The organism is Paramagnetospirillum sp., assembly GCF_058402745.1.
This window is the reverse complement of sequence record NZ_JBZVFI010000015.1, coordinates 278,974-299,782: the sequence shown is the minus strand read 5'-3', so window position 1 is coordinate 299,782 and position 20,809 is coordinate 278,974. Positions and strand designations below refer to the sequence as shown.

The window sequence follows — 20,809 nt, the reverse complement described above, 5'->3', positions numbered from 1 at the left end:
CGGGTTACTCACCCTTGGCCGCCGCGATGGCTTCGGGCAACAGGGCGATCAGGTCGGGCAGATTGGCTGTGGCCGTACGGTGGATGATCCTGGAATCCGCTCCGTCGTAATTGTGGGCCAGGATGTTGCGCATGGCGACCATCTGACGCCAGGGGATGGTAGGAAAACGGTCGCGGAACTCCGCAGGGATGTGGCGTGCGGCTTCACCCACGATCTCGATGGCGCGGACGGCTGCCAGATAGGTTTTTTCGTCGGCCGCTAACTCGCCGGGGCTCATGGTGCCGACAAAGTCCCTGGCCTTTTCGGCATAGGCCAGCATGTCCGCGAGATAGTCCACGAAGTCTCGGGTCACAGCATTCGGACCTCGGTCAGGATGCGCTGGCCGATGCGGGGTTTGAGGGCCGCCCTGTTGGCAACGTCCACCGTCATGCCGAGGGCGTCGCTGAGTTCGAGCTGCAGACCGGCATATTCGAACAGTCCGGCGGCATCCCCGAACTCGACCAGCACATCCAGGTCGCTGTCGTCGTTCTGCTCCCCGCGCGCGTACGAGCCGAACACGCCCATGGAGCGGATCGGGTAGCGGCGATACAAATCCGGCTGCATGGCGCGGAGTTGCTTCAGAATGTCGTCGAGGCGGCGCATGGCGCTGTTCCTGCTTGTCCGCTCCCATTATATCCCGCCCGGGGCGGCCATGCCAGCGGGCATGCCCCGGACGCGACCGCATCCGGGGTCTTGGTCGGTCCTCAGGCGCGGGGGAGGACCGCGGTGGCCTCCAGCTCGATCTTGGCCGGGTGGTCCAGCAGGTCGGCCACGAAGATCATGCTCATGGCCGGGTAGTGGTTGCCGATTAGCTCGCGCCAGATGCGGCCCAGCTCCCGCCGCGACGCCAGGTATTCGTCGCGGGCGATGCAGAAGGCGGTGATGCGCACGATGTGCTCGGCGCGGCCGCCGGCCGTCTCGAGGACGGCCAGGATGTTCTTCAGCGCCTGCTCGAACTGAGGCACCAGCCTCTCGCTCTCGAAGACCTGCTGGGCGTTCCAGCCCACCTGCCCGGCCAGGTACAGGGTGCGGCCCGGCTCGGCCAGGACGCCGTTGGCGTAGCCGATGGCAGGCGCCCAGCCTTCCGGAAGAATGGTCTTGTGCATGGTTCCTCCTGTGCCCCCGGGATCGCGGGTGGTGATAGTTTATGCATAATATAATAGCGCGCGCAACCGGTTGGGACATGGCTCTTTGGTTCAGGCCATGGGCCAATAGGTTCATTGGTATACGAGGTGTGAATTGGATTGACTACAAACTGCCTAATGGGACAATATTTTATGAATAAACTAAAAACGCTCCGGGGAGGTTGCCATGAAGATAGCCTGTATCGGCGGCGGTCCGGCGTCCTTGTATTTCTCCATCCTGATGAAGAAGCAGCGCCCCGGGGCGACCATCCGGGTGCTGGAGCGCAATCCCGCCGACGTGACCTGGGGGTTCGGCGTGGTGTTTTCCGACGCCACCATGGCCAATTTCGCCGAGGCCGATCCCGAGACCTACCGCCAGATCACCGAGGCCTTCGCCCATTGGGACGACATCGAGACCCATTACATGGGGCATGTCCTGGTGTCGCGCGGTCACGGCTTCGCCGGCCTGTCGCGCCTCAGGCTTTTGCGGATCCTTGAAGCGCGCGCCAAGGCCCTGGGGGTCGAGGTCGTTCACGACTGCAACGTCGCCGACATCGACGCCTACCGCGACTGGGACCTGGTATTGGCCGGCGACGGCATCAATTCCGTGGTGCGCGACCGCCACAAGGAGCATTTCGGCACCGACATCGACCTGCGGCCCAACAAGTTCATCTGGCTGGGCACCACCCGGCCGTTCCGCGCCTTCACCTTCTTCTTCCGCCAGAACGAGCACGGGCTGTTCCGCTCCCACTGCTATCAGTTCGAGAACGGGCGCTCGACCTTCATCATCGAATGCACCGAGGACACCTGGCGCCGGGCCGGGCTGGACCGGGCCGACGAGGCGGCCAGCGTCGCCTATTGCCGGCAGCTTTACGCCGCCGAGCTGGAGGGGCACCCACTGATCTCCAATAATTCCATCTGGCGCAGCTTCCCCCGGGTGAGGAACCGCCGCTGGCATCACGGCAATGTGGTGCTGATGGGCGACGCGCTCCATACCGCCCATTTCTCCATCGGCTCCGGCACCAAGCTGGCCATGGAGGACGGCATCGCGCTGGCCGCCGCCCTGGGCGCCAATCCCACCCTGGAGGCGGCGCTGGAGGCCTTCGAGGAGGAGCGCCGGCCGGTGGTGGAAAGCCTGCAGCGCGCCTCGCAGACCAGCATGGAATGGTTCGAGCAGACCGAGCGCTATCACGGCCGCCTCGACCCCATCCAGTTCAACTTCTCCATGCTGACCCGCTCGCTGCGCATCACCTACGACAATCTGCGGCTGCGCGACCCGGAATACGTGGACGGCATCGAGCGCTGGTTCGCCGCCCAGGCGGCGGAGCAGGCGGGCACGGTGCCCCCCGACCGCCCGACGCCGCCCATGTTCACCCCGTTCCGGCTGCGCGGCATGATTCTGGCCAACCGGGTGGTGGTGTCGCCCATGTGCATGTACTCCGCCGAGGACGGCACCATCGGCGACTTCCATCTGGTCCATCTGGGCAGCCGCGCCATGGGGGGCGCCGGGCTGGTGATCGCCGAGATGACCGACGTCAGCCCGGAAGGCCGCATCACGCCGGGCTGCGCCGGCCTTTACAAACCCGAACACGTGGCGGCATGGCGGCGGGTCACCGACTTCGTCCACGCCAACAGCGCCGCCAAGATCGCCGTGCAGCTGGGTCATGCCGGGCGCAAGGGCTCGACCAAACTGATCTGGGAGGGTATCGACCAGCCCCTGGAGCAGGGCAACTGGCCGGTGATGGCGCCGTCTCCCATTCCCTACCGCCGGATCAACCAGACGCCCCGGGCCATGGACCGCGCCGACATGGACAAGGTGGTGGCCGATTTCGTCCGCGCCGCCCGCATGGCCGACGAGGCCGGATTCGACATGGTCGAGGTCCACTTCGCCCACGGCTACCTGCTGTCCACCTTCCTGTCGCCGCTGACCAACCGGCGCACCGACGCGTACGGCGGCAGTCTGGAAAACCGCATGCGCTTTCCGCTGGAGGTGTTCAGGGCGGTGCGCGACGTCTGGCCGGCGGACAAGCCCGTCTCGGTGCGCATCTCCGCCACCGATTGGGCCGAGGGCGGCTTTACCCCCGAGGACGGGGTGGCGGTGGCGCGGCGGCTGAAGGAATTGGGCTGCGACATCATCGACGTCTCGGCCGGACAGGTGGTGGCCGAGCAGCAGCCGGTCCATGGCCGCCTGTTCCAGACCCCCTTCGCCGACCGCATCCGGCTGGAGGCCGACATCCCGACCATGACGGTGGGCAACGTCCAGTCCCACGCCGACGTCAACACCATCCTGGCCGCCGGCCGCGCCGACCTCTGCGTCCTGGCCCGCACCCACCTTTACGACCCCTACTGGACCCGCCACGCGGCGACCGAACAGGGCTATGCCCTGCCCTGGCCCAAGCAATACGCCTCCATCGACGGCTTCGTGCCCCGGACGGGCCAATAAATTTCATGCTTGAAATAAATCGGGTTCGGCGGTGATCATGGAATTCGTCCGGGTGAATGCCCACCTTGAGATTGTCCCGGGCGGGGCTCGGAGTTCCTCTGTGGTTTAGGCATAAAGAGGAGGGCGTGGAGATGGCGGAATCCCTTGGCCGTTCGGCCCATCTGGACACCTTCGCCCACCAGGGACTGCCGCACCGGGACTTGTGGCCGGTCATGGACCCGACCCTTCCGCCCCTGTGCGACTATCCCGACATGCTCAACATCGGCACGGTGCTGCTGGATGGCGCGGTGGAGGCGGGGCGGGGCGGCCGGACGGCGGTTCTTTACGGCGACCGGGCGTGGAGCTACGCCGATCTGCGGGACAAGGCCAACCGCATCGCCAACGTGCTGGTCCAGACCATGGGACTGGTTCCCGGCAACCGGGTGCTGTTGCGCGGCCCCAACACCCCCATGCTGCTGGCCGCCTGGTTCGCCGTGGTCAAGGCGGGGGGAATCTGCGTCGCCACCATGCCGCTGCTGCGCGGCCGCGAACTGGCCTATATCGCCGCCAAGGCCAAGGTCAGCCATGCGTTGTGCGACATCCGCTTCGCCGGGGAGTTGGAGGCGGCGCGGGCCGAGTCGCCCGGTCTCGTCCATCTGATGCATTTCAGCGCGCTGGGCGAGGGGAACGAGAGCCTGGACCAGGCCATGGCGGAGGCGTCGGCGGACCATGCCGACGTGGCGACCTCGGCGCTCGACGTGGCGCTGATCGCCTTCACCTCGGGCACCACCGGCCCGGCCAAGGCCACCATGCACGTCCACCGCGACCTGCTGGCGGTGTGCGACTGCTTCCCCCGGCATGTGGCCGGAATAAGGGAGGACGACCGGTTCTGCGGCTCGCCCCCCCTGGCCTTCACCTTCGGGCTGGGGGCTCTGGCGCTGTTTCCGCTCCGGGTGGGGGCCTCGGTGGTGCTGGTGGAGAGCTTCACGCCCGAGACCATGCTGAAGACCATCCAGGATTACCGGGTGACGGGGCTTTACACCGCGCCCACCGCCTATCGCGCCATGACCGCCCTGGCTTTGGACTGGGACCTCAAGTCGCTGCGGATGTGCGTGTCGGCGGGCGAGCATCTGCCGCTGGCCACCTCCAACGGATGGCACCGGGTCACCGGTCTTCGGATCATCGACGGCATCGGCAGCACCGAATTGCTGCACATCTTCATCTCGGCGGCGGGTGACGACATCCGCCCGGGCTCCACCGGCAAGGCCATCTTCGGCTATCAGGCGCGTATCGTCGATGACGGGGGCAATCCGGTGCCGCCCGGCACGCCGGGCCGGCTGGCGGTGCGGGGGCCGACCGGATGCCGCTATCTCGGCGATCCCGAGCGTCAGCGCAAGTATGTGGCCGATGGCTGGAACCTCACCGGCGACGTCTACACCATGGATGAGGACGGCTATTTCTGGTACCAGGCCCGCTCCGACGACATGATCGTGTCGGCCGGCTACAACATCTCGGGTCCCGAGGTGGAAGGGGTGCTGATGGAGCATCCCAAGGTGCTGGAATGCGCCGTGGTGGGGCTTGCCGACGAGGAGCGCGGCCAGGTGGTTTCCGCCTTCGTGGTGCTGAAGGACCCCGCCGATGGCGGCGACGCCCTGGTCCAGGACCTGCAGGCCTTCGTCAAGAGCCGGATCGCGCCCTACAAGTATCCCCGCCGGGTCGGATTCGTCGAGGCCCTGCCGCGCACCGCCACCGGCAAGCTGCAGCGCTTCGCCCTTAGGGATCTGTGATCCTATGGCTGGCGGCCGGCCACCGAGGCCTTCAGCTTGGCGAGCAGGGCATGCAACTGGCGCAATTCGTCAGCGCTCATGGCCGACATGGCTTCGGTCACCCAGGCCTGATTGGCGGGCGCCATGCTGGAGAACAGCTTGTAGCCCTTGGGGGTGAGGCGCACCCACTGGACGCGGCGGTCGTCCTCGTCCTGAAGGCGGTCCACCAGCCCTTCTTCCACCAGCCGGGCGATCAGGCCGGTGACGTTGCCGTTGGTCACCATCAGCCGGGCCGAAATCTCCCCCATGGTCAGCCCCCCCGGAGAACGGTAGAGCTGGGACAGCAGATCGAAGCGCGGCAGGGTCGAGTTGAAGGATTCCCGCAGATTGGTGCGCACCACCGCCTCGATCTGCTTGACCGAGCTGAACAGCGCCAGCCAGACCCTGAGCGGCAGCAACTGGTCGTCGGCGGCGCCGGCTTCCCTGATGGCGGTCTCGTCCATGGGCGCTCTCTCCCCGGTGGTGATTGAGACATAAAGCTCGCGACCAGGGCAATCAATGCCGATTTTCGCAACCCTGCCAGCGGTGGCGGGGGCGGCAAGAGATCTGTTGTATTTGAGATATGAAGGGCTTTCCTTCCCCGTCACCCCCGGACTTTGATCCGGGGGTCTGGATTGCCGGGTCAAGCCCGGCAATGACGGGAAATGGAGGTGATGCTAGCCCAGGATCTTCCTGGACAGCATCTCGTTGACCATGGCCGGATTGGCCTTGCCCTGTGTCGCCTTCATCACCTGGCCGGTGAACCAGCCCAGCAGGGCGGTCTTGCCGTCCTTGACCTGCTGGACCTTGTCGGCGTTGGCGCTGATCACCGCGTCCACCGCCGCCTCGATGGCGCCGGTGTCGGTGACCTGCTTCATGCCCTTTTCCTCGACGATCACCGAGGGCGCCTTGCCGGTTTCCACCATCAGGGCGAAGACGTCCTTGGCCAGGCGGCCGGACAGCGTCCCGTCCTTGATCAGGTCGATGAGCGCCCCCAGGTTGGCGGCGGTCACCGGCGGGTCCTCGATGGTCCTGCCGGTGGCGTTGAGGCTGGCGAAGAAGTCGCCCATCACCCAGTTGCAGGCCATCTTGGAATCGCGGCCCTTGGCCACCGTCTCGAAGAACTCGGCCGAGGCCTTTTCCGCCACCAGCACGCCGGCGTCATAGGAGTTGAGGCCGTATTCCGCCATGAAGCGGGCCTTCTTCTCGTCGGGCAGTTCCGGCAGGCCGGCCTTGATGCCGTCCACGAAGGACTGCTCGATCACCAGGGGCAGCAGGTCGGGGTCGGGGAAGTAGCGGTAGTCGTGGGCGTGCTCCTTGGAGCGCATGGACCGCGTCTCGCCCTTGGCCGAATCGAACAGGCGGGTCTCCTGCCTGATCTCGCCGCCCGTCTCGTAGACGTCGATGTGGCGGCGGGCCTCATACTCGATGGCCTGCTGCACGAAGCGGATGGAGTTGACGTTCTTGATCTCGCAGCGCGTACGCAGCTCGGTCGAGCCCACCGGCCGCACCGACACGTTGGCGTCGCAGCGCATGCTTCCTTCCTGCATGTTGCCGTCGCAGGTGCCGAGATAGCGCAGGATGGAGCGCAGCTTGGTCAGATACAGGCCGGCCTCTTCGGGTGAGCGCAGGTCGGGCTTGGAGACGATCTCCATCAGCGCCACGCCCGAGCGATTGAGGTCGATGAACGACTTGGACGGGTGCATGTCGTGGATGGACTTGCCGGCGTCCTGCTCGAGATGCAGGCGCTCGATGCCCACCGTGCGGGTGCCGCCGTCGGGGAGATCGAGGATCAGCTCGCCCTCGCCGACGATGGGCTGGTCGTACTGGCTGATCTGATAGCCCTGGGGCAAATCGGCGTAGAAGTAGTTCTTGCGCGCGAACACGGATGTCAGGTTGATCTTGGCCTTCAGCCCCAGGCCGGTGCGCACCGCCTGCTCGACGCAGATCTCGTTGATCACCGGCAGCATGCCGGGGAAGCCGGCGTCGATGAAGCTGACCTGGGTGTTGGGCTCGGCGCCGAATTCGGTGGCGGCGCCACTGAACAGCTTGGCCTTGGAGATGACCTGGGCATGGACCTCGAGACCGATGACGATCTCCCAATCGCCGGTGTCGCCCTGAATGATGTAAGCCATATCAGCAACCCTCCGGCTTCGCGGTGAAGTTCGCGGCCGTTTCCATCACGCCCGCCACGCGGAACACCGTCTCCTCGTCGAAGGGGCGGCCGATCAGCTGCAGGCCCAGCGGCAGGCCGTCGGCCGACAGGCCGGCGGGCAAGCTGAGGCCGGGCAGGCCGGCCATGCTGGTGGGGATGGTGAACACGTCGTTCAGCCACATGGTGACCGGATCGTCGGTGCCCTCGCCCATGCCGAAGGCGGCGGACGGCGCGGTGGGGGTCAGGATGACGTCGACGGTCTCGAACGCCTTCCTGAAATCCTCGGCGATCAGGCGGCGCACCTTCTGGGCCTTGGCGTAATAGGCGTCGTAATAGCCCGCCGACAGCACATAGGTGCCGATCAGGATGCGGCGGCGCACTTCCGAGCCGAAACCGGCGGCGCGGGTCTTCTTGTACATGTCGTCCAGCGTCTTGCCCGGCACCCTGAGGCCATAGCGCAACCCGTCATAGCGGGCCAGGTTGGACGAGCACTCGGCCGGAGCGATGATGTAATAGGTCGGCAGGGCGTACTTGGTGTGGGGCAGGCTGATCTCCACCGGAGTGGCGCCGGCGGCCCGGAGCCACTCGATGCCCTGATCCCAGACGCGGGCCACCTCGTCCGACAGGCCGTCGGGGCGGTATTCCCTGGGAATGCCCACCTTCAGGCCGCGGATGTCGCCGGAGAGAGCCTTCTCGAAATCCGGCACGGCCATGTTGACCGAGGTGGAATCCTTGGGGTCGTGCCCGGCCATGGCGCCCAGCATGATGGCGCAGTCCCTGACCGTGCGGGCCATGGGGCCGGCCTGATCCAGGGACGAGGCGAAAGCGACGATGCCGAAGCGCGAGCAGCGGCCATAGGTCGGCTTGATGCCGGTGATGCCGCAGAAGGCGGCGGGCTGGCGGATGGAGCCGCCGGTGTCGGTGCCGGTGGCGCCCAGCACCATGCGCGCCGCCACGGCGGCCGCCGAGCCGCCGGAAGAGCCGCCGGGAACCAGCTTGGCCGCCGGGTCGGACTTCTTCTTCCAGGGATTCTCCACCGCGCCGAAATAGCTGGTCTGGTTGGACGAGCCCATGGCGAATTCGTCGAGGTTGAGCTTGCCCAGCGAAACCGCACCGGCCGCCTTCAGCTTGCCCGAGACGGTGGATTCGTAAGGCGGCTTGAAGCCTTCCAGGATATGGCTGGCCGCCGTGGTCTGCACACCCTCGGTGCAGAACAGGTCCTTGATGCCGATGGGCAGGCCGTCCATGGACCCGGCGGTGCCCGCCTGACGGCGCGCGTCCGAGGCCTTGGCGGCATCGAGCGCCAGATCGGGGGTCTCGACGATGAAGGCGTTCAGGGCGCGCTTGGCCTCGGTCGCCCTGATGTGCTCGGACACCAGCTCCACGGCGGTGAATTCGCCCTTGGCCAGCCCGTCGCGGGCCTGGGCCATGGTCAGATCGGTCAGCTTCGTCATGATTATTCCACCACCTTCGGCACGGTGAAGAAGCCCTCGGCGGCTTCCGGCGCGTTGGCCAGAACCTTGTCCGGATAGCCGCCGTCATTGACCACGTCGGCCCGCATGGGCGCCGTGATGTCGGCCACCGAGGTCATGGGCTGCACGCCCTCGGTATTCACCTCGGAGAGTTGCTCGACGAAGGTGAGGATGTTGGACAATTCGCCGGCGAGGTGATCGAGTTCCTCGTCCTTGACTTCGATGCGCGCCAGTTCGGCGATGGCGCGGACGGTGGCTTTGTCGAGCGACATGGGCTGCGAAAAACTCCGGTAAAACAGGGTGGCCGGACGTTAGCACCGGGGGGGATCAGGTGCAAGCGGGGGAGGGGAGATTGGGCGACGGCATCCGCTCCGCTCCGCTCTCTTGGTGCCCTGGTGGTAACTCAGCGCACCCCCCTGGCACGCGGGGGACCATAGGGTGAGAAGACCACAGAGGCACAGAGACACAGAGAAGGCACAGAGGACAAAAAATCGTCACCCGATTGGAGCGAGGGGGCGCTCAGTGAGGGGCCGCAACGGATGCCTCGCCGCGCGCGGCATGACGGTTTCCTTTTTCTCTGTGCCTTCTCTGTGTCTCTGTGCCTCTGTGGTAAATCCCCTGTCAGCCGCCCCGCTATTCCTTCGCCTTGGCCAGAATCTCCGCGAACCAGGGTTCGTTGCGGACGGAATCGAGGTCGGTGTCCTCGGTCAGGTGCTTGCGGTCGGGGAGGTCGTTGTGGGTGATGCAATCCTCCAGCCACTGGCGGCATTCGTCGGGTTTGCTTTGCAGGGCGGAGATGCAGGCGAGGTTGTAGGAACCCTCGCCAGACTTGATGGCATTGGCTTGGAGGCATTTTTCCGAAGCCTGCTGGAATAAGTCGTCAGCTTTGGCTCTATCGGCTTTTTGGGCCTGCTGAGTAAGTGTTCCGCCCCAACTGCCCCAAGCTACGTGGCTGTTCGGCTGGACCTCGATAGCCTTAGCGTATTTTTCATATGCCATTCGAAAGAGATCTTCAGCGACAGGGCCGGATTTTTCCTTCGCACTATTCTCGAAGTCGTAGCCCTGAAAGATGTAGGCCCAGGCCAAGCTATCGGTGGCCGCGGCGGGGAGCTGGTCGGCCATTGCGATGATGTCGTCGTATTGTCCGGCCATCAGCAATTGCTGGGCCTTAGCGGCAAGGTCCTCGGGCGACTCGGTCTGTGCCTCTTCCAAGCCATCCGCACGGCAAATCAGCGAGGGTTCGATGCAGTGGATGGCTTTGTCGATCTTGTCGATGGCCCTGCGGGTGACTTCCAGTTCCGAGTCCTGGCCTGGCAGTTTGAAGCTGGCGATGGTGTCGAGGGTTTCGCGCAAGTGGCGGAAGGGTTTAGCGTAGAATGGCGGTTCCTCGCAGCCGACCTTGGCCGCCAATTGGAAGAGGAAATTGTCCGCGCCCAGGCTGTCATTGATCCAGTAGCCGCCCTTGCCCGGCTTGATCAGCGGCTCCAGATGAGCGGGCATCTTGTCCTGGTTGTAGGTGATCCAGTACAGGTCGTGCTCGAATTCCTGCATCTTGGCCAACTGGCGGAACACCGGGTCGTTCTCGCCGCTATAGCCGACCACGATCCAGGTCCGCCGCGCGGCGCAGTCGCTGAACAGGCTGCCCAGGCGATGTTCCAGGGCGTTGACGTGCTCCTCCGTATGGGCCTGGAAGAAGCCGTCGCGCTGGCCGTGCAGGTGGAACACCGCCCGGTCACGCACCCAGGACGCCCGGTATCCCTCGCCGATGCTCACCATGTCGTAGACGGCGGGAAAGACGTTGAACAGGGCCGAGGCCCGCATCACCAGCGGGTCGAAATTGGTGGTCAGCACCCGGTCGACGAATTTCGCGGCCATCAGCTGGGCAATGGCGATATGCGCCCAGTTGATCTTGGCGCCGTCGATGTATTCGGAGATCAGGGTGTGGCGCTCGTTGGAGGCCAATTGTTCCATGCAGGCGGGATAGGTTTTGTCGGGGGCCAATTCGTATTTGCGGGGATAGCGCTTCTTGATCTCGCGCACGAAGCCCTCCGCCCCCGGTATGCCGGCCTCCACCGAGCAGCCGGCGCCGATCAGCAGCGCGCAGGATCCGCCGCTGGCCTTGTTATCCAGCAATTGCTGCGCGACGTCGTCGATGGTTCTGCTCATGCCCTACCCCCTGGAGAGAAACCATCATCGGCGGCCCGTTGGGATTGTCAATGGGCGGGCTTGATCTTTCCCCCTCGGCGGCGCATCAAGGTTACATGTCCAGATCACACGCCGTCCCATGACCTCCGTCGCCTACCAGCTCCAGCGTGCCCCCGTCGGCGTCGTCCTGGTCGATGCCGAGGGACGGGTGAGCGCCGCCAATGCCCTGGCGCGGCGTCTGCTGGAACCGGTGGGGGGAGGGATCATCGGGGCCGATCTTCTTGGTCTTCACCCCGAACCGGCGCGGGCCAAGGTGCAGTGGCTGCTCGATGCCGCCCGCGCCCGACCGGACGAGCCGGCGGGCATGGCCATGACGTTGCCCTTCGGCACCCTGGTGGCCCGGGTCACCACGGTGGAGGGGGCGGACGGTCCCGGCTGGTGCCTGATCTTCCATTTGCCCGAGGGGTTCAGCCTGAACGAGGGCCAGTCCCGTCCGGCCTCGGCCGAGGTGCTGGTCAAGCTGCCGGTGGGATCGGGCAGCGGGCCGGCCCTGCTGGATGTCGCGGCGATAGTGCACCTGGAGGCGGAGGGGCATTACACCCGCGTCCATACCGCCGATGGGGCGCATTTCTGCCGGCTGCCCTTCGCCCAGCTGCTGCGCCGCCTCGACCCGACGGTGTTCCTGCAGGTCCATCGCCGCCACATCGTCAACCTCCACCATGCCGAGGCCATCGACCGCAGCGACGGGCATTGGGCTTTGGTGATGGCGGCGCCCGGCCGTCCGCGCGTGCCGGTGGCGCGTGCCCGGGTGGAGCTGGTGCGGCGGCGGCTGGCGGTATAGTCGCCGTTCATGCGCCCCATCCGACCGTTCGTGCAGTGACTGGGCGGCTCGGGCATGTGCCGTTGCCGATCGTGGCGTCCTTGGCCATGGTGGGGCGGCACCAGGAGGGCATCCCATGACCATCATCACCACCGACCGCTACACCAGCTTTTCCGGCATCGATTGCGAGGGCAACGCCAAGGTGGTGATCGAGCGGGTGGTGGCGCTGACCGCCATGCCGGAACACGCCAATGGCTTCTGGGACCGCTTCCTGGTCCGGCTGGCCGAGGCGGGCAAGGTGGGGGCGCGCAAGGCGGACGAGCTGTGCCTGGCCTGCTCGCACACCTATTACATCGAGGAACTGTTCGAGGCGGCGGGCGACGAGGTGGGGCTGGAAGCTCTGCGGCGGCTGGAAGACGAGTGCTGTTGAGCGTATGGTGCGGGTCATGCCCATTCTTACCCCCGCCGAACTCCTGTCGTCCCTCACCCGCGACCAGCGTCTGTTGGGACTCGACCTGGGGTCCAAGACCATCGGGCTGGCGCTCAGTGACGTCAGCCGCACCATCGCCACCCCTTACGACACCATCCGCCGCACCAAATTCACCAAGGATGCCGAAGCGCTGCTGGCCGTGGTGGACAAGCAGGACGTGGGCGGGCTGGTCCTCGGCCTGCCGGTGGAGATGGACGGGTTCGAGGGGCCGCGCTGCCAGTCGGTGCGTTCCTTCGCCGCCAATCTGGCCCGCCTTCGCGACATGCCCATCGCCTATTGGGACGAACGGCTGTCCACCTCCGCCGTGACCCGTACCCTGCTGGAGGCGGATTCGTCGAGAAAGCGCCGGGCCGAGGTGGTGGACAAGATGGCCGCCGCCTACATCCTGCAGGGGCTTTTGGACAACCAATCCCGAATCACTTGACGAATGTCAGGTCGCGGGGCGCCCGGCATGATTAGGATGCGCTCAGTTCACAGGGGAGAGCCACCTGCCATGATCCGTCGTCTTGCCTTCGTCCTGTCGCTGGTTTCGCTGCCCGCCCTGGCCGGCGAAGTGACCTGTCCCGACATCGCCACCATCCAGCAGGTGGGCACCTGTTCCAGCGAGCAGGAGCTGAAATGGGGCTTCACCGGCTATTGCAGCGACAATCAGCGCATGTACGACAAGGAGGACGGCACCTGCCTGTCGCTGGAGCACTACAAGAAGGTCAAGGACGTGTCGCTGTGGGAAGCCGGCGAGTTCCAGGGCTACCTGCACTGCTCGCTGCCGCCGGAGACCATCAAGGCCTCCAAGTTCAAGCATGTCGGCGCCATCCGCATCGGCGCCATGACCCGGGTGGTCTGCACCTACGAGAACGGCCTGGATCTCACCTACCGCACCAAGGCGACCTGCAAGGTCGAAGGCGACAAGGCGGTCTGCGCGGATTAGCCCCGGGGGCACGCGCTCTCTTTGCGACTCCTGGATCCCGGCTCAAGGCCGGGATGACGAGAACTATAATATCGTCATCCCCGCGCAGGCGGGGAGATGGACTCACATTTCAAGTGCAACACCGAGATCGATGGCTTTTCCGAGGAAAGCCTCAAGCGGAGTTCGATATCCGAGGCACTTTCGCGGGGTGAGGTTGTAGTCCATGGCCAGGTCGTCCAGATCGGCCTGGGAAACTGCCGCGAGATCTGTTTTTCGCGGCAGTCCCCGCCGCATTCGCCCGATGGCGTTCTCGACGCCGCCCTTCTGCCAGGGGCTATGGGGATCGCAGAAATAGGTTTTCATGCGAAGCCTTGTCTTCAGGCGGCGATGGGCCGCGAATTCAGAGCCGTTATCGAAGGTGATGGTGCGGCGCTGCTCGGCAGGAAATCGCCGCAGCATGGCGGTCAGGCTGTCGGCGATTGGCTCGGCGGCTTTGCTGAGGTGATGCCGGAGCAGAAGCAGGCGCGAGCTACGTTCGTGCGCCACCAGGACGGCTTGGCGATAGCGGGAGAACAGCATCAGATCGGCTTCCCAGTGGCCGGTCTGGCGCCGGTCGGCGACCTCGGCGGGACGCTCGGCTACCGGCACTCGCTGGGGAATGAAATGCACCGAGCTGCCGCCCTTGCGGCCACGCCAGCCACGCTGAAACTTGGCGCGCGGCAGCAGCCGGTGCAGATAGTCCTTGTGGCTGTTCACGCGCCAGTAGATGTAGCGGTAAATTGACTCGTGGCTGATCACCGGCCTACCTTGCTCAAGCTCGAGCCGCCCGGCGATCTGCTCCGGGGACCATCCCATCGCAAGGCCGTCCAAGGTCAGTTTCCTGAGCGCGCTCGAGCGCTCCAGTTTGTAAAGCTTGCGCCGCCGCCGGGCGCGGGCCTGGATCATCGCCCAATCCACCTTGTAGCCGACTTGGGCGCCACTGTTGCGCTCCAGCTCTCGGCTGATTGTTGACGCCGCCCGGCCCAAGGCCCGGGCAATGGCTCGCCGAGATTTACCGTCTGCATGCAGACGGTAAATCTCGCACCGCTCATCCAGACTGAGCTGATTGTATCGTTGTCCCATCGCAGCACCCATTATAGCGGGTGTTGCACTTCGATCGTGAGCTTAGGGGATCCAGGGGGGGCTCATCGAGCCATATCCGCGTAGAGATCCCGCCATGTGGGATTGTCCCGCTCGATCAGCGCCAGTTTCCACTCGCGCCGCCAGCGCTTGATCCGTTTTTCGCGGGTAATGGCGGCTTCCATGGTTTCGTGGAACTCGATGTAAACCAGGATGTGGACGGCGTGGTCCCGGGTAAAGCCTTCTACGGCACCGGTTTTATGTTCCCAGACGCGTTGCACGGGATTGCTGGTCACGCCCACATAGAGCGTTCCATTCCGTCGGCTGGCGAGAATATAGACGGCGGGACGCAATGGTGCTGCGTCTCCCGGGTCCCGGCTCAGGGCCGGGACGACGGAGGGAAATGCGTGATGGCCGGCTGGGCTGCCGAGCGCAGCAGATGGTCGGCCAGGGTGCAGGCCATCATGGCTTCGGCCACCGGCACGGCGCGGATGGCGACGCAGGGGTCGTGGCGGCCCTTGGTGGAGACCTCCACCTCGTTGCCCTTGGCATCGACGCTCTTCTTGGGCGTCAGGATGGACGAGGTGGGCTTGACGGCCAGACGCACCACCACCTCCTGGCCGGTGGAGATGCCGCCCAGGATGCCGCCGGCATGGTTGGACAGAAAGCGCACCTGCCCGTCATTGCCCATGCGCATCTCGTCGGCGTTCTCCTCGCCGGTGAGTGACGCGGCGTCGAAGCCGTCGCCGATCTCGACGCCCTTGACGGCGTTGATGCTCATCATGGCCTTGGCCAGATCGGCGTCCAGCTTGTCGTAGACCGGGGCGCCCAGGCCCACCGGCACGCCCTCGGCCACCACCTCGACCACGCCGCCGATGGAGGAGCCGGCCTTGCGGATGGCATCCAGATAGTCTTCCCACGCCTTGGCGGCGATGGCGTCGGGGCACCAGAACGGGTTGTTGCCGGTCTCGGCCCAGTCCCAGGCGGCCCGGTCGATGGCGTGCGGCCCCATCCGCACCATGGCGCCGCGGATGGAGATTCCGCCGGGGATCAGGGCGTCGAGGACCTTGCGGGCGATGGCGCCGGCGGCGACCCGCATGGCGGTTTCGCGGGCCGACGAGCGCCCGCCGCCGCGATAGTCGCGGATGCCGTATTTCTGCTGGTAGACCCAGTCGGCGTGGCCGGGACGGAAGGTGTCCTTGATCTCGCCGTAATCCTTGGACCGCTGGTCGGTGTTCTCGATCAGCAGGCCGATGGAGGTGCCGGTGGTGCGGCCGTCGAACACGCCGGACAGGATCTTCACCTCGTCGGGCTCGCGCCGCTGGGTGGTGAAGCGGTTCTGTCCGGGCTTTCGCAGGTCCAGGTAATGCTGGATGTCGGCTTCGGCCAGCGGAATGCCGGAGGGCACCCCGTCGACCACGCAGCCGATCGCCGGACCATGGCTCTCGCCGAAGGTGGTGAAGCGGAAAAGATGTCCGAAACCGTTTCCGCTCACCGCATTAGTCCTTGGCGACGGTGATGTCGGGGGCGTCCACCGCCTTCATGCCGACCACGTGGTAGCCGCAATCCACGTGATGGCACTCGCCCGACACGCCCGACGACAGGCCGGACAGCAGGTAAAGGCCGGCGCCGCCGATGTCTTCCAGGGTGACGTTGCGCTTGAGCGGGCTGTTGTACTCGTTCCACTTCAGGATGTAGCGGAAGTCGCCGATGCCCGACGCCGCCAGGGTCTTGATGGGACCGGCCGACAGCGAGTTGACGCGGATGCCCTGGCCGCCGAGATCGACGGCGAGGTAGCGCACGGAGGCCTCGAGCGCCGCCTTGCACACGCCCATGACGTTGTAGTGCGGCATCACCCGCTCGGCGCCGTAATAGGTCAGCGTCAGCAGCGAGCCGCCATCCGGCATCATGGCCGACGCCCGGCGCGCCACCGAGGTGAACGAGAACACCGAGATGTGCATGGAGGTGAGGAAGTTCTGCAAGGACGTGTCGGCATAGCGGCCGCGCAGCTCGTTCTTGTCGGAATAGCCGATGGCGTGGACCACGAAGTCCAGCTTGCCCCAGCGCTTCTCCAGCTCGGCGAACACGGCGTCGATGGAATCCTCGTCCGACACGTCGCAGGGCAGCACGATGTCCGAGCCGACGCTTTGGGCCAGCGGGCGCACCCGCTTCTCCAGCGCCTCGCCCTGATAGGTGAAGGCCAGTTCGGCGCCTTGGGCGCGGGCCGCCTGCGCGATGCCCCAGGCGATGGAGCGATCGTTGGCGACGCCCATGACAAGGCCCTTCTTGCCGGCCATCAGGGGAGCGGGAGCGTTCATGCGGTCCTCGTATCGTGGTGAACGGATTGGTGGCGCGAGGTTCGGGCCACGGCACCCCTACATACACGAAAGAGGCTTGGCGGCAAAGGCTATCCCAGGATTTCGCCCAGTTCCTTTTTCTTCACCACTTCCCGCTCGAAGTTGCTGAGTTCCGAGCCCAGCGCGTCGCGGATGGAGACCATGCCGACCGGAATGCCGTGGTCCACCACCGGGATGTGGCGGAAGCCGCTGTCGTGCATCATGTGCAGCGCATGACCCAGCCTGCGGTCGGCGGTGATGGTGTCGGGGTCGGGGGTCATCACCAGGGCCAGGGTGGTGGTGTCGGGATTGATCCCCTCGGCCAGGACGCGGAACAGGCAGTCGCGCTCGGTGAAGATGCCCTGCAGCCGGCCGTGGTGGTCGGTGACCATCACCGCCCCCACGCCCCTGGCCTTCATCTGGCGGGCGGCCTCGCGCACCGTGGCGGCGGCGGGCATGGTGAGAACGGTCTGGTGGCGGATGATGTCCCTGATCAATCGAACCGGCATGCGAGCCTCCCAGCTCTCCCCAGGATCGAAATACTATGAACCTGCCGGCGGGGATGGGCAATCGGCACGAAAAAGGGCGCGACCCGCAGGCCGCGCCCCATTCCAATCAGTCTCGAAAGGCTTAGAGGGCCTTGAGATTGACCGCCGAGCTCTTGCCCTTGCGCGGGTCGCGCTCGGTCTCGAAGGAGAGCTTCTGGCCTTCCTTCAGATTGCCGATGCCGGCGCGCTCGACGGCGGAGATGTGGACGAAGATGTCGGCCGAGCCGTCCTCGGGCTGAATGAAGCCATAGCCCTTGGTAGCATTGAACCACTTAACGGTGCCGTTCGGCATAGGAACCTCCAAATAACTAGTAGTACCCCGCATGCTCTCATGCGGGGGGTTCTATCGTTCGACCGGCGATGACACCTGAAGCGGCGCCGGATTCCCTGGCGGGAATCTGCGGCAGGTAGAAAGACGTGACTCAGCATGGACCGGACCGGCGCGGAACACAAGGCGAAAGCGACAGGAGGGGGGAAATTAACGCCGGTCGATGGCCTGATAGCTCTTGCCCACCCGCTGCAGCCCCTGGGTCGGGGTCAGGATGGTGGCCCAGCCGTCGATGCGTTCCGAGGTGACGAACACGCTGTCGGAATCGGCGAAGCTCCAGCCGATGGCGGTCCAGCCCTTGGGCGTCCAGCCCGCCACCAGCAGGGGAAAGCCCTTGGCCGAGGTCCAGGCGGGCGAGTCGATCAGGATGAACAGCTCCGCCTGGCCGTCCTCGTTGAGGTCGATGCGCCCGGCGCGCACCTGATCGCGGAAGAAGCCGTAGGTGCCGCCGGCGTTGTAATAGGCCTTCCACTGGGTGCGCAGCAGCAGGTCGATGTCCGGCGTCTCGCCTTCGGGCAGCGGCTGCAACGCAACCTGCGCCATCATCCGGCCGAAATCCTGGGCCGGGGCGGAGACGGGCAAGAGCATCAGGGCGAGAAGGGCGATTATGGTGCGCATGATCATGTCTGCAGGGAACCGTTGGACATTACGGGGCCGGGCGGCGGGCGTCAATGCTGCGACGCAAACACACCATCAATTGTGTTATTAAAAATGTAAATTTAACATTGCGACTGTATTTTGTGTTGAATTGTCGGGCTGGGTGGTGTATCACCGTCTCAAGCATGGGAATTAAGCGTGTGAGGACCCCGTCATGAGCGCTTCGGAAATCGGTCTGATCGAATTGGAACCCACCCAGGTCAAGGCCCTGCTGGATGCCGGCGAGGCGGTTCTGGTCGATGTGCGCGAGGACGAGGAATTCGCCGAGGAGCATATCGAGGGCTCGGTGCTCTATCCCATGAGCGATTTCGAGCTGGAGACCTGGCCCAGCCATCCCGGCCGCAAGATCATCATTTCCTGCCTGGGCGGCGTGCGCTCGGCGGCGGTGGCCCGCCGGCTGATCGCCTCGGGGCAGGGCTGGGCGGTCCACCTGAAGGGTGGGCTCAACGCCTGGCGCGACGCCGGCCTGCCCACCGTGACGGGCAATTGAGGTTTTTCTTTCCTCTCTACATTTCCCCACCTTGAGGGCGGCTGCTGGACGTAGCCGCCCTTTTTCTCTTTAATCCAGGGGCAGTGGCAAAAGAGAGAACACGCATGCGCCGTCTCGGTCGAATCCTGGTCACCTTCCTGGCGGTGTCCGGTCTGGTCTTTCTGGGGCTGCTCGGCCTGGGGACCTGGCTGGCGGTCCACATGGCCGGCGGCGATGGCGACGAGGTGCCCGAGCGGGTGGTGCTCAGCCTCGACCTCGACGCCAGGTTCCGCGACACCGCCGAGGCCAATCCCCTGGCCGAGCTGGCGGGCGAGCGCTCCTACGGCCTGCGCCGCGTGGTTGAGGCCATCGACCGCGCCGCCGCCGACAAGCGGGTGACCGGCCTGTTCGCCACCCTGGGCCATTCCACCCTGGGCCTGGCGGGGCGCCAGGACCTGCGCGACGCGGTGGCCCGCTTCCGCGCCAGCGGCAAGCCGGCGGTGCTGTTCGCCGAGACCATGGGCGAGGGCGGGTCCGGGACCCTGGATTACTATCTGGCCACGGCCTTTTCCCAGCTCTGGCTGCAGCCCTCGGGCGACGTGGGCCTCACCGGCCTGTGGGTGGAAAGCCCGTTCATCAAGGGCACGCTGGACCTTTTGGGCATCAAGGCGCAGTTCTCGGGCCGCCACGAGTACAAATCGGCCATCGACATGTTCACCGAGACCGGTTTCACTCCGGCGCACCGCGAGAATCTCGGCCGCCTGCTGGACTCCTGGTCCGAGCAGATCGCCCGGGGCATCGTCGCCGGGCGCGGCCTGCCCGAGGCCAGGGTGCGCGAACTGATGGGCAAAGGGCCGTTCCTGGCCGCCGAGGCGCTGGACGCCCGGCTGGTGGACCGGCTGGGCTACCGCGATCAGGCCTGGGAGTCCGTGGCGGGAACCGGCCCGGACCAGGCCGAGGAGATGGATCTGGCCGATTACGCCGCGACCCTGAACCATTCGCGCGGCACCCGGGTGGCGTTGATTTCCGGCGTGGGCGCCATTCATCGCGGCGAATCCCAGCGCGGCCTGGACGGAGCCGGCGATTTCGGCGCCCGCACGGTGGCCGAGGCCTTCCGCGACGCCGTGGACGACGACAAGGTCAAGGCCATCCTGTTCCGCGTCGACAGCCCCGGCGGCTCCTACACCGCCTCCGACACCGTGCATCACGAGGTGGCCCGCGCCCGGGCGGCGGGCAAGGCGGTGGTGGTGTCCATGGGCGACTTCGCCGCCTCGGGCGGCTATTTCGTCGCCATGGGGGCGGACCGCATCATCGCCGCGCCGGGAACCATCACCGGTTCCATCGGCGTGTTCAGCGGCAAGCTGGTGCTGGACGAATTCTGGAAGAAGCTGGGCATCAGCTGGGACGAGATGCACCGGGGCGACAATGCCGGCATGTGGAGCGCCAACCACCCCTTCAGCCCCCAGGCCAAGGCCCGCCTCGACGCCCAGCTGGACCACATCTACGCCGATTTCACCGGCAAGGCGGCCACGGCGCGGGGCATGGACGCGGCGCGCATGGACACGCTGGCGCGCGGGCGCATCTGGACCGGGGCCGACGCCAAGGACTCCGGACTGGTGGACGGATTGGGCGGCTGGGCCGAGGCGCTGGCCCAGGTGCGGCAGGTGGCGGGACTCAAGGCCGACGAGCCGCTTTCCCTGGTGGAGTTTCCCCGCCCGCGCAAGCCCTGGGAGGTGCTGGCCGAAAGCCTGGGCGGCGGCGGAGTGGCCGAGCGGCGCATCCTGGCTCGCCTGCAGTTCCTGCTCGACGCCCTGGTCCCGGCCCCCGGCGCCCAGTTGCGCGCCCCCCAGCTGAGGGCGCCCGGATGAGCGGGCGGCGAGGCGGCCGGGACGGCCGCGCTCCAGGCGTGGTGATCATCGTCGGGGCGCGGGCATCCTGCCCGCATGCCGCTATCGGTGGGGATGACGGTTGGA

The 20,809-nt window shown here is 66.0% G+C and carries 23 protein-coding genes; 8 read left to right on the top strand and 15 right to left on the bottom strand.

Annotated elements, in window-relative coordinates; genetic code table 11:
* Positions 1-4 precede the first annotated feature (4 nt).
* The 3 genes from ACV4UZ_RS13455 to ACV4UZ_RS13445 form a co-directional block, all read right to left on the bottom strand.
* On the bottom strand, positions 5-337 hold the full coding sequence (locus tag ACV4UZ_RS13455; protein WP_491601321.1) for a HepT-like ribonuclease domain-containing protein: 333 nt from the start codon (positions 335-337) through the stop codon (positions 5-7).
* A gap of 11 nt (positions 338-348) precedes the next feature.
* Positions 349-642, bottom strand: coding sequence for a nucleotidyltransferase family protein (locus ACV4UZ_RS13450; protein WP_491601320.1), 294 nt, complete (start codon positions 640-642; stop codon positions 349-351).
* 101 nt (positions 643-743) lie between these two features.
* Positions 744-1,145 carry a RidA family protein gene (locus ACV4UZ_RS13445; protein ID WP_491601319.1) on the bottom strand — a complete coding sequence of 134 codons (402 nt, stop codon included), beginning with the start codon at positions 1,143-1,145 and terminating at the stop codon, positions 744-746.
* Between the two features lie 205 nt (positions 1,146-1,350).
* On the opposite strand from ACV4UZ_RS13445, the gene ACV4UZ_RS13440 reads away from it, so the two are divergent.
* Together ACV4UZ_RS13440 and ACV4UZ_RS13435 are read left to right on the top strand one after the other, a co-directional pair.
* Positions 1,351-3,606: a bifunctional salicylyl-CoA 5-hydroxylase/oxidoreductase gene (locus ACV4UZ_RS13440; RefSeq protein WP_491601318.1), complete on the top strand. Its 2,256-nt coding sequence runs from the start codon at positions 1,351-1,353 to the stop codon at positions 3,604-3,606.
* A 131-nt stretch (positions 3,607-3,737) separates the two neighbouring features.
* Positions 3,738-5,372, top strand: a complete 1,635-nt coding sequence (locus ACV4UZ_RS13435; RefSeq protein WP_491601317.1) for a benzoate-CoA ligase family protein — start codon at positions 3,738-3,740, stop codon at positions 5,370-5,372.
* A 2-nt stretch (positions 5,373-5,374) separates the two neighbouring features.
* Here ACV4UZ_RS13435 and ACV4UZ_RS13430 read toward each other — a convergent pair whose 3' ends face one another.
* The 5 genes from ACV4UZ_RS13430 to ACV4UZ_RS13410 form a co-directional block, all read right to left on the bottom strand.
* On the bottom strand, positions 5,375-5,854 hold the full coding sequence (locus ACV4UZ_RS13430; protein WP_491601316.1) for a MarR family winged helix-turn-helix transcriptional regulator: 480 nt from the start codon (positions 5,852-5,854) through the stop codon (positions 5,375-5,377).
* 213 nt (positions 5,855-6,067) lie between these two features.
* Positions 6,068-7,525: an Asp-tRNA(Asn)/Glu-tRNA(Gln) amidotransferase subunit GatB gene (gene gatB, locus ACV4UZ_RS13425; RefSeq protein WP_491601315.1), complete on the bottom strand. Its 1,458-nt coding sequence runs from the start codon at positions 7,523-7,525 to the stop codon at positions 6,068-6,070.
* Position 7,526: 1 nt separating this feature from the next.
* Positions 7,527-8,999, bottom strand: a complete 1,473-nt coding sequence (gatA, locus tag ACV4UZ_RS13420; protein WP_491601314.1) for an Asp-tRNA(Asn)/Glu-tRNA(Gln) amidotransferase subunit GatA — start codon at positions 8,997-8,999, stop codon at positions 7,527-7,529.
* A 2-nt stretch (positions 9,000-9,001) separates the two neighbouring features.
* A complete protein-coding gene (gatC, locus tag ACV4UZ_RS13415; protein ID WP_491601313.1) occupies positions 9,002-9,289 on the bottom strand; it encodes an Asp-tRNA(Asn)/Glu-tRNA(Gln) amidotransferase subunit GatC in 288 nt (95 codons plus the stop codon).
* 361 nt (positions 9,290-9,650) lie between these two features.
* On the bottom strand, positions 9,651-11,183 hold the full coding sequence (locus ACV4UZ_RS13410) for a TPR end-of-group domain-containing protein (protein ID WP_491601312.1): 1,533 nt from the start codon (positions 11,181-11,183) through the stop codon (positions 9,651-9,653).
* Between the two features lie 118 nt (positions 11,184-11,301).
* Here ACV4UZ_RS13410 and ACV4UZ_RS13405 point away from each other — a divergent pair, with 118 nt between their 5' ends.
* The 4 genes from ACV4UZ_RS13405 to ACV4UZ_RS13390 all read left to right on the top strand — a co-directional run bounded on the left by ACV4UZ_RS13405 (position 11,302) and on the right by ACV4UZ_RS13390 (position 13,400).
* Complete coding sequence (locus ACV4UZ_RS13405; RefSeq protein ID WP_491601311.1) at positions 11,302-12,003, top strand: LytTR family DNA-binding domain-containing protein; 702 nt, start codon at positions 11,302-11,304, stop codon at positions 12,001-12,003.
* Between the two features lie 115 nt (positions 12,004-12,118).
* Positions 12,119-12,412 (top strand): N(2)-fixation sustaining protein CowN, encoded by a 294-nt coding sequence (cowN, locus tag ACV4UZ_RS13400; RefSeq protein ID WP_491601310.1) that lies wholly within the window; start codon positions 12,119-12,121, stop codon positions 12,410-12,412.
* Positions 12,413-12,428: 16 nt separating this feature from the next.
* Positions 12,429-12,896, top strand: coding sequence for a Holliday junction resolvase RuvX (gene ruvX / locus ACV4UZ_RS13395; protein ID WP_491601309.1), 468 nt, complete (start codon positions 12,429-12,431; stop codon positions 12,894-12,896).
* A gap of 69 nt (positions 12,897-12,965) precedes the next feature.
* The gene (locus ACV4UZ_RS13390; RefSeq protein ID WP_491601308.1) at positions 12,966-13,400 is read left to right on the top strand and encodes a hypothetical protein; all 435 of its coding nucleotides are present in this window, start codon (positions 12,966-12,968) and stop codon (positions 13,398-13,400) included.
* Between the two features lie 102 nt (positions 13,401-13,502).
* Here the strand turns inward: ACV4UZ_RS13390 and ACV4UZ_RS13385 are convergent, their stop codons facing one another.
* The 7 genes from ACV4UZ_RS13385 to ACV4UZ_RS13355 form a co-directional block, all read right to left on the bottom strand.
* Positions 13,503-14,513 carry an IS30 family transposase gene (locus ACV4UZ_RS13385; protein WP_491599453.1) on the bottom strand — a complete coding sequence of 337 codons (1,011 nt, stop codon included), beginning with the start codon at positions 14,511-14,513 and terminating at the stop codon, positions 13,503-13,505.
* 50 nt (positions 14,514-14,563) lie between these two features.
* Positions 14,564-14,851 carry a GIY-YIG nuclease family protein gene (locus tag ACV4UZ_RS13380; protein WP_491601307.1) on the bottom strand — a complete coding sequence of 96 codons (288 nt, stop codon included), beginning with the start codon at positions 14,849-14,851 and terminating at the stop codon, positions 14,564-14,566.
* Between the two features lie 26 nt (positions 14,852-14,877).
* Complete coding sequence (gene aroC, locus ACV4UZ_RS13375; protein ID WP_491601306.1) at positions 14,878-15,993, bottom strand: chorismate synthase; 1,116 nt, start codon at positions 15,991-15,993, stop codon at positions 14,878-14,880.
* 4 nt (positions 15,994-15,997) lie between these two features.
* On the bottom strand, positions 15,998-16,816 hold the full coding sequence (gene fabI, locus ACV4UZ_RS13370; RefSeq protein WP_491601305.1) for an enoyl-ACP reductase FabI: 819 nt from the start codon (positions 16,814-16,816) through the stop codon (positions 15,998-16,000).
* A gap of 89 nt (positions 16,817-16,905) precedes the next feature.
* Positions 16,906-17,343, bottom strand: a complete 438-nt coding sequence (locus ACV4UZ_RS13365) for a CBS domain-containing protein (RefSeq protein ID WP_491601304.1) — start codon at positions 17,341-17,343, stop codon at positions 16,906-16,908.
* A 121-nt stretch (positions 17,344-17,464) separates the two neighbouring features.
* Positions 17,465-17,674 (bottom strand): cold-shock protein, encoded by a 210-nt coding sequence (locus ACV4UZ_RS13360; protein ID WP_008621996.1) that lies wholly within the window; start codon positions 17,672-17,674, stop codon positions 17,465-17,467.
* A 186-nt stretch (positions 17,675-17,860) separates the two neighbouring features.
* Positions 17,861-18,328: a hypothetical protein gene (locus ACV4UZ_RS13355; RefSeq protein WP_491601303.1), complete on the bottom strand. Its 468-nt coding sequence runs from the start codon at positions 18,326-18,328 to the stop codon at positions 17,861-17,863.
* Positions 18,329-18,521: 193 nt separating this feature from the next.
* On the opposite strand from ACV4UZ_RS13355, the gene ACV4UZ_RS13350 reads away from it, so the two are divergent.
* Both ACV4UZ_RS13350 and ACV4UZ_RS13345 read left to right on the top strand, forming a co-directional pair.
* A complete protein-coding gene (locus ACV4UZ_RS13350) occupies positions 18,522-18,857 on the top strand; it encodes a rhodanese-like domain-containing protein (protein ID WP_491601302.1) in 336 nt (111 codons plus the stop codon).
* 104 nt (positions 18,858-18,961) lie between these two features.
* Positions 18,962-20,704, top strand: a complete 1,743-nt coding sequence (locus ACV4UZ_RS13345) for a S49 family peptidase (protein WP_491601301.1) — start codon at positions 18,962-18,964, stop codon at positions 20,702-20,704.
* Positions 20,705-20,809: the final 105 nt, after the last annotated feature.

Coding starts and splice junctions, on each gene's coding strand:
- ACV4UZ_RS13450 (WP_491601320.1), bottom strand. CDS start 642: ATGCGCCGCCTCGACGACATTCTGAAGCAACTCCGCGCCATGCAGCCG.
- ACV4UZ_RS13445 (WP_491601319.1), bottom strand. CDS start 1,145: ATGCACAAGACCATTCTTCCGGAAGGCTGGGCGCCTGCCATCGGCTAC.
- ACV4UZ_RS13440 (WP_491601318.1), top strand. CDS start 1,351: ATGAAGATAGCCTGTATCGGCGGCGGTCCGGCGTCCTTGTATTTCTCC.
- ACV4UZ_RS13435 (WP_491601317.1), top strand. CDS start 3,738: ATGGCGGAATCCCTTGGCCGTTCGGCCCATCTGGACACCTTCGCCCAC.
- ACV4UZ_RS13430 (WP_491601316.1), bottom strand. CDS start 5,854: ATGGACGAGACCGCCATCAGGGAAGCCGGCGCCGCCGACGACCAGTTG.
- gatB (WP_491601315.1), bottom strand. CDS start 7,525: ATGGCTTACATCATTCAGGGCGACACCGGCGATTGGGAGATCGTCATC.
- gatA (WP_491601314.1), bottom strand. CDS start 8,999: ATGACGAAGCTGACCGATCTGACCATGGCCCAGGCCCGCGACGGGCTG.
- gatC (WP_491601313.1), bottom strand. CDS start 9,289: ATGTCGCTCGACAAAGCCACCGTCCGCGCCATCGCCGAACTGGCGCGC.
- ACV4UZ_RS13410 (WP_491601312.1), bottom strand. CDS start 11,183: ATGAGCAGAACCATCGACGACGTCGCGCAGCAATTGCTGGATAACAAG.
- ACV4UZ_RS13405 (WP_491601311.1), top strand. CDS start 11,302: ATGACCTCCGTCGCCTACCAGCTCCAGCGTGCCCCCGTCGGCGTCGTC.
- cowN (WP_491601310.1), top strand. CDS start 12,119: ATGACCATCATCACCACCGACCGCTACACCAGCTTTTCCGGCATCGAT.
- ruvX (WP_491601309.1), top strand. CDS start 12,429: ATGCCCATTCTTACCCCCGCCGAACTCCTGTCGTCCCTCACCCGCGAC.
- ACV4UZ_RS13390 (WP_491601308.1), top strand. CDS start 12,966: ATGATCCGTCGTCTTGCCTTCGTCCTGTCGCTGGTTTCGCTGCCCGCC.
- ACV4UZ_RS13385 (WP_491599453.1), bottom strand. CDS start 14,513: ATGGGTGCTGCGATGGGACAACGATACAATCAGCTCAGTCTGGATGAG.
- fabI (WP_491601305.1), bottom strand. CDS start 16,816: ATGAACGCTCCCGCTCCCCTGATGGCCGGCAAGAAGGGCCTTGTCATG.
- ACV4UZ_RS13365 (WP_491601304.1), bottom strand. CDS start 17,343: ATGCCGGTTCGATTGATCAGGGACATCATCCGCCACCAGACCGTTCTC.
- ACV4UZ_RS13360 (WP_008621996.1), bottom strand. CDS start 17,674: ATGCCGAACGGCACCGTTAAGTGGTTCAATGCTACCAAGGGCTATGGC.
- ACV4UZ_RS13355 (WP_491601303.1), bottom strand. CDS start 18,328: ATGCGCACCATAATCGCCCTTCTCGCCCTGATGCTCTTGCCCGTCTCC.
- ACV4UZ_RS13350 (WP_491601302.1), top strand. CDS start 18,522: ATGAGCGCTTCGGAAATCGGTCTGATCGAATTGGAACCCACCCAGGTC.
- ACV4UZ_RS13345 (WP_491601301.1), top strand. CDS start 18,962: ATGCGCCGTCTCGGTCGAATCCTGGTCACCTTCCTGGCGGTGTCCGGT.